Here is a 7,164-nt window from a genome sequence, read left to right as displayed (position 1 = left end):
ACCAAGCCCCCATCCAAACCTCAGAAAAATCCTACAAAAACCAACGGTATAAATAAGTAACACCCAGCCCCACCCCGGCGCACACAACGTGACCGACGCACCGTTTTGGGGCTCCATTTGCACCGTAAAAAACCCGCGCAAACGGTCAAATGCGTCAAAACTTACACAGATGCGACATTAAGGTACGTACGTGCCACCGTTTAACGCTCGCGCACACTCTGGATCTTGCAATGGGTATGGCCCCTGCATAAGTATCCGCAGGCACGACTCACGAGGTCGTACCTCACAACTAAAAAATGACAACAAATCATGAGGCCAACATGCTTAAACACGCGGTCATTCCGTTTCTAGTCGGCGCAGGCTTGTTAGCCTCCGCACCTTTCGCATCCGCTGCGACTAACCTGGTGTTCTGCTCCGAAGGCAGCCCGGCCGGTTTCGACCCGGGCCAGTACACCACCGGAACCGACTTCGACGCCTCAGCTGAAACCATGTTCAACCGTCTGACCCAGTTCGAACGCGGCGGCACCGCTGTGATTCCTGGTCTGGCGACCAAGTGGGACATCTCCGACGATGGCCTGACTTACACCTTCCACCTGCGTGAAGGCGTCAAGTTCCACACCACCCCGTATTTCAAGCCGACTCGTGAGTTCAACGCCGACGACGTGCTGTTCACCTTTAATCGCATGATTAACAAGGATGACCCGTTCCGTAAGGCGTACCCGACCGAATTCCCGTACTTCACCGACATGGGGATGGACACCAACATCACCAAGATCGATAAAGTCGACGACCACACCGTCAAGTTCACCCTGAAAGAAGTCGACGCCGCGTTCATCCAGAACATGGCCATGAGCTTCGCTTCAGTGCAATCCGCCGAGTACGCTGCCCAGCTGCTCAAGGAAGGCAAAGCCGCCGACATCAACCAGAAGCCGATCGGCACTGGCCCGTTCGTGTTCAAGAGCTACCAGAAAGACTCCAACATCCGCTACACCGGGAACAAGGACTACTGGAAGCCTGAAGACGTGAAGATTGACAATCTGATCTTCGCCATCACCACCGACCCGTCGGTACGTATTCAGAAGCTGAAAAAGAACGAGTGCCAGGTCACCCTGTTCCCGCGTCCGGCCGACCTGAAAGCGCTGAAAGAAGATCCAGCACTGAAGATGCCTGACCAGGCGGGTTTCAACCTGGGTTACATCGCCTACAACGTGATGGACAAGGTCAAAGGCAGCAACGAAGCAAACCCGCTGGCTGACCTGCGCGTGCGTCAGGCGCTGGACATGGCTGTGAACAAGCCACAGATCATCGATTCGGTTTACCAGGGCGCGGGCCAACTGGCCGTCAACGCCATGCCGCCGACCCAGTGGTCTTACGACACCACCATCAAAGATGCCAAGTACGATCCTGAGAAAGCCAAACAGCTGCTCAAGGAAGCCGGCGTCAAGGAAGGTACCGAGATCGTTCTGTGGGCGATGCCGGTTCAGCGTCCATACAACCCGAACGCCAAACTGATGGCCGAAATGCTCCAGTCCGACTGGGCCAAGATCGGCTTGAAAGTGAAGATCACCAGCTACGAGTGGGGCGAGTACATCAAGCGCTCCAAAGGTGGCGAGAACCAGGCCATGATCATTGGCTGGAGCGGTGACAATGGTGATCCGGACAACTGGCTGAACGTGCTGTTCGGCTGCGACTCGCTCAGCGGCAACAACTTCTCCAAGTGGTGCGACAAGAAGTTCGACGGCCTCGTCAAAGAAGCCAAGCGCACAACCGACCAAGGTAAACGCACCGAACTGTACAAAGAGGCACAACACGTCCTCAAAGATGCAGTCCCAATGACACCTATCGCTCACTCGACGGTGTACCAACCCATGCGCGCCAACGTGCAGGACTTCAAGATCAGCCCATTCGGCTTGAATTCCTTCTACGGCGTCAGCGTCAGCAAATAAGGCACTGCAGCGGCGACGTTTATGACGTCGCCGCTGTTTTACCTGCCGGGAAGTTAGGAATTTGCCTACAGCTGATTCCGCTGCAGAGACTTGCAGTGGCGAGGCCGCGTCGCCTTTTCCTACGAGGTTTTCAGGCTTTTACGCATTTACTGCCAGGCCCACGGCAAATACCGTCGGGTTCTGACCAGTTTCTGTGTGGGCCACCGGTTTGCCGTACGTATTGGATTGAGCTCAATGCGACCACAACGTTTCAGGACGAGACGCGGCGCATTGCACAACACTAAAAAAGAGGGAGCGTCATGCGCCATACCTTGGTTTTTTCCGCATTGCTGGGCGCCGGCCTGATGGCCGCTACGTCCGCGAGTTTCGCCGCCAGCAAAAGTCTGGTGTTCTGCTCTGAAGGCAGCCCCGCGGGTTTCGACACCGCGCAATACACCACGGCCACCGATAACGATGCCGCCGAACCTATCTACAACCGTCTGGTCGAGTTCGAAAAAGGCGCGACCAATGTCGTACCGGGTCTGGCCACCAAGTGGGACATTTCCGAGGATGGTCTCAAGTACACGTTTCACTTACGTGAAGGTGTGAAATTTCATACAACGCCGTACTTCAAGCCGACCCGCGACTTCAATGCCGACGACGTGCTGTTCACGTTTAATCGCATGCTTGATCCACAGCAGCCATTCCGTAAGGCTTATCCGACCGAGTTCCCGTATTTCAACGGGATGAGCCTGAACAAGAACATCGCCAAGGTCGAGAAGACCGGGCCGCTGACCGTGGAGTTCACGCTCAACAGCGTCGACGCCGCGTTCATCCAGAACCTCGCCATGAGCTTCGCCGCCGTTCTGTCCGCCGAATACGCCGACAAACTGCTGGCCGACGGCAAACCGAGCGACATCAACCAGAAGCCGATCGGCACCGGGCCGTTCGTGTTCAAGAGCTATCAGAAAGACTCGAACATCCGCTTCACCGGCAACAAGCAGTACTGGGATCCGAGCCGGGTCAAACTCGACAACCTGATTTTCGCGATCAACACCGACGCCTCCGTGCGCGTGCAGAAGCTCAAGGCTGACGAGTGCCAGATCACCCTGCATCCGCGTCCGGCCGATGTCGACGCGCTGAAGAACGATCCGAAACTGCAACTGATCTCCAAACCGGGTTTCAACCTCGGTTACATCGCCTACAACGTCCGCCACAAGCCGTTCGATCAGCTCGAAGTGCGTCAGGCATTGGACATGGCGGTGAATAAACAAGGGATTCTCAACGCTGTTTATCAAGGCGCCGGCCAATTGGCCGTCAACGCCATGCCACCGACCCAGTGGTCTTACGACGACAGCATCAAAGACGCCGCCTACAACCCGGAAAAAGCCAAAGAGCTGCTCAAGGCTGCGGGCGTCAAGGAAGGCACCGAGATCACCCTGTGGGCGATGCCGGTGCAGCGTCCGTACAACCCGAACGCCAAACTGATGGCCGAAATGCTCCAGGCTGACTGGGCCAAGATCGGTCTGAAAGTGAAGATCGTCAGCTACGAATGGGGCGAGTACATCAAGCGCACCAAGAATGGCGAGCACGACATCAGCCTGATTGGCTGGACCGGCGACAACGGTGATCCCGACAACTGGCTCGGCACGCTGTACAGCTGCGACGCCATTGGCGGTAACAACTACTCCATGTGGTGCGATCCGGCGTACGACAAGCTGATCAAACAGGCCAAGGTCGTCACCGACCGCGACCAGCGCACCGTTCTCTATAAACAGGCTCAGCAGTTGCTGAAACAGCAAGTGCCGATCACGCCTGTCGCCCACTCGACGGTCAACCAGCCGCTGAGCACGAAAATCGAAGGGTTCAAGGTGAGCCCCTTCGGACGCAACGTTTTCTCGGGTGTGAGCATCGATTAACCCAACCGATTAGCCGCAACGCTGAGGGGCCCGTCTAGCCCCTCACGCAAGCGCTTTGCCGAAATTCGCCAATCAGGTATTTGGCAAACGTTTGCGATGTGTGAATGAGTTCTAAACCAATAACCGGCCAACCCAAAAAAGCCGGCATAAAAAGAAAGTAAAGGAGCTTCACCCATGAAACTGAGCAGCACCGCGATACTGGCCTTGGCCATAAGCAGCATCACAGCAACCGCTTATGCGGAAACCCAGAGCCAGGCGTTCACCCCGGTGACGATCAACGACAAGAGCGCCCAGGCGGAAGCCACCGGTTTCGTCGAAGGCCAATCGATCAGCGGTTCGACCCGTAACTGGTACGCCAACGAGCAACTGAAGCGTGGCGCCAAGTTCGCCTATAAAAAGGACGGTCAACTGGCTGAGACCGACCGCCGGATCAACTGGGTTCAGGGCACCATCGTCAAGTACAACTCGGGCTTCACCGAGGGTACTGTCGGTTTCAGCACTGAAATCGCGGCCTACAACGCCCTCGCGCTGGAGCGTGATCGCGAGAACCTGGCCTCCGGTAACGGTGGCGCGCCGAAAACCGGCACGGCCTCCGGTAACAACCGTACCCTGACCCACAAAGACAACGGCGACGCCGTTGATCAGTGGAGCAAACTGGGCCTGGCCAACATCAAGGCGCGTGTTTCCAACACCACCCTGACCGCCGGCCGCATGAACTTCAGCAGCCCGCAAGTCGACGTGATCGGTAACCGTGCCCTGCCTTCGAGCTTCGAAGGTGTCGCGATCCACAGCGAAGAGCTCAACAACCTGGCATTCGACGTGGCGACCTTCGACCGCGTCTCGCCACGTTCGGAGCAGAGCCTGCAAAAATTCCGCACCGAGTACGGTAACGGCCGGATGGAATCCGATCACGTCAACACCGCCGGTATTTCCTACCAGCCATTCGCCAGCCTGACCACCAGCCTCTGGGGCACGCAGGCCGAAGACATCTGGAACCAGTACTACTTCGGCGCCACGCACGTATTGGGCGACAGCTCGGTACTGAGCCTGACCACCGGCCTGAACTACTACAAAACCGTCGACGAAGGCAAAAAGCTGCTCGGCGAAATCGACAACGACACCTACTCGCTGTCGTTCGGCCTGACTCACCTGGCCCACACCCTGACTTTCTCGTATCAGGAAGTGAACGGTAACGAGTACTTCGACTACCTGCACGAAACCAACGGCATCTACCTGGCCAACTCCCTGCTGTCCGACTTCAACGGCCCGAACGAGAAATCCTTCCAGGTTTCCTACGGCATCAACATGGCCGAATACGGCGTGCCAGGCCTGAAGTTCAACATCTACCAGGCGCGCGGCTGGGGCATCGACGGCACTCACTACAAGGGTGGCGGCTACGACGGCGTGCAGGCGATGGACGGCGAAACCCACTATGAATACGGCATCGGTGCAACCTATGCGGTACAGAGCGGCCCGCTCAAAGCCACCACGGTTCGCGGCACTTACACCGCTCACCGTGCCAGCGAAAACCAGGCTGACGGCAGCATCAACGAGTTCCGTCTGGTGACCACCATTCCGTTCAACATTCTGTAAAACGCCTGCCGACGGCTGACTCATGATGAGTCGGCCGTTCGGCTTTTTGTCTTCAACCGATTGCAGAGGGTTATCGATGAAAATGCTTCCCCTACGTGCGGCCATCGCGGCTGCGTTGCTGAGTGTCGCTGTTGGCGTCTCAGCCAAACCCTTGGTCGTCTGCACCGAAGCCAGCCCGGAAGGCTTCGATATGGTTCAGTACACAACTGCAGTCACGGCAGACGCTGTGGCCGAAACCATCTTCAACCGCCTGGCCGATTTCAAGCCCGGCAGCACTGAAGTGATCCCGGCGCTCGCCGAATCCTGGGACATCAGCGAAGACGGTCTGACGTACACCTTCCATCTGCGCAAAGGCGTCAAATTTCACACCACCGAATACTTCAAGCCGACCCGCGACATGAACGCCGACGATGTGGTCTGGAGCTTCCAGCGTCAGCTGGATCCGAATCACCCGTGGCACAAACTGTCGAGCGTGGGCTTCCCGTACTTTGAAAGCATGGGCTTCAAAGAACTGCTGAAAAGCGTAGAAAAAGTCGACGACAACACGGTCAAGTTCACCCTGACCCGCCGCGAAGCGCCATTCCTGGCCGACATCGCGATGGCGTTCTCCTCGATCTACCCGGCCGAATACGCCGACCAGTTGCTCAAGGCCAACAAGACCGGCGACCTGAACAGCAAGCCGATCGGCACCGGCCCGTTCATCTTCCAGCGTTACGCCAAAGATGCGCAGGTACGTTTCAAGGCCAACCCGGACTACTTCCGTGGCAAGCCGCCAGCCGACGCGTTGATTCTGGCGATCGCCATCGACAACAACGTGCGCCTGCAAAAACTCAAGGCCAACGAGTGCCAGGTCACGCTATACCCGAAACCGGATGACATCCCGAGCATCAAGAAAGACAGCAATCTGAAAGTCGACGAACTGGACGCAATGACCGTTGCCTACATCGCCTTGAACACTCAGCACAAGTACATGAGTGACGTGCGGGTGCGTAAAGCGATCGACATTGCCTTCGACAAGGAAGCCTACGTCAACGCTGTGTTCGGCAAGGGCAACGCTACCGTAGCGGTCAACCCATACCCGCCGACCTTGCTCGGCTACAACCACGACCTGAAAAACCCGCCTCGCGACCTCGACAAGGCCCGCGCCCTGCTCAAGGAAGCCGGAGTACCGGAAGGCACCGTGTTTACCCTGTTTACCCGTAACGGCGGCGGCCCGACCAACCCGAATCCGATGCTCGGCGCGCAAATGATGCAGGCTGATCTGGCGAAAGTCGGGATCAAAATCGACATCCGTGTGATGGAATGGGGCGAAATGCTTAAACGCGCCAAGAACGGCGAGCACGACATGGTGTCTGCCGGATGGGCGGGTGACAACGGCGACCCGGATAACTTCCTGACGCCTATGCTCAGTTGTGAAGCGGCCAAGAACGGCGAAAACTATGCACGTTGGTGCAACGAGAAATTCCAGGCACTGCTGGATGAAGCACGGGCTAAAGTAGATCCGGCCGAACGCGCCGCGCTCTACGAACAGGCGCAAGTGCTGTTTAATCAGGATCAGCCATGGATCAGCATGGCCCACACCAGGATGTTCACGGCAATGCGCAACAACGTAGAGGGTTATCAAATCAGCCCTCTCACAACCAATAACTTCGCCACCACCCAGGTGAAGTAGATAAGAAACTCCCTGCGTCCCTGACCCCAGGGACGCCGGGCACGCCTAACCGGCT

Annotated in this window: 4 protein-coding genes; all 4 read left to right on the top strand. The window is 57.2% G+C overall.

Features of this window, described 5'->3' with window-relative positions; translation table 11 throughout:
- Positions 1-320: 320 nt before the first annotated feature.
- The 4 genes from GVL50_RS24500 (at position 321) to GVL50_RS24485 (ending at position 7,109) form a co-directional block, all read left to right on the top strand.
- Positions 321-1,946, top strand: coding sequence for an ABC transporter substrate-binding protein (locus GVL50_RS24500; protein WP_159815357.1), 1,626 nt, complete (start codon positions 321-323; stop codon positions 1,944-1,946).
- A 299-nt stretch (positions 1,947-2,245) separates the two neighbouring features.
- The gene (locus GVL50_RS24495) at positions 2,246-3,844 is read left to right on the top strand and encodes an ABC transporter substrate-binding protein (RefSeq protein ID WP_159815356.1); all 1,599 of its coding nucleotides are present in this window, start codon (positions 2,246-2,248) and stop codon (positions 3,842-3,844) included.
- 174 nt (positions 3,845-4,018) lie between these two features.
- Positions 4,019-5,437: an OprD family porin gene (locus GVL50_RS24490; RefSeq protein WP_159815355.1), complete on the top strand. Its 1,419-nt coding sequence runs from the start codon at positions 4,019-4,021 to the stop codon at positions 5,435-5,437.
- Between the two features lie 76 nt (positions 5,438-5,513).
- Positions 5,514-7,109: an ABC transporter substrate-binding protein gene (locus GVL50_RS24485; RefSeq protein WP_159815354.1), complete on the top strand. Its 1,596-nt coding sequence runs from the start codon at positions 5,514-5,516 to the stop codon at positions 7,107-7,109.
- Positions 7,110-7,164 lie beyond the last annotated feature (55 nt).

This window comes from Pseudomonas sp. 18058, from assembly GCF_902706155.1.
In the GTDB taxonomy this organism is placed as follows: Bacteria; Pseudomonadota; Gammaproteobacteria; order Pseudomonadales; family Pseudomonadaceae; genus Aquipseudomonas; species Aquipseudomonas rustica.
Note: the sequence above shows the minus strand (reverse complement) of the source record. Positions and strands in the feature narration are given on the sequence as shown.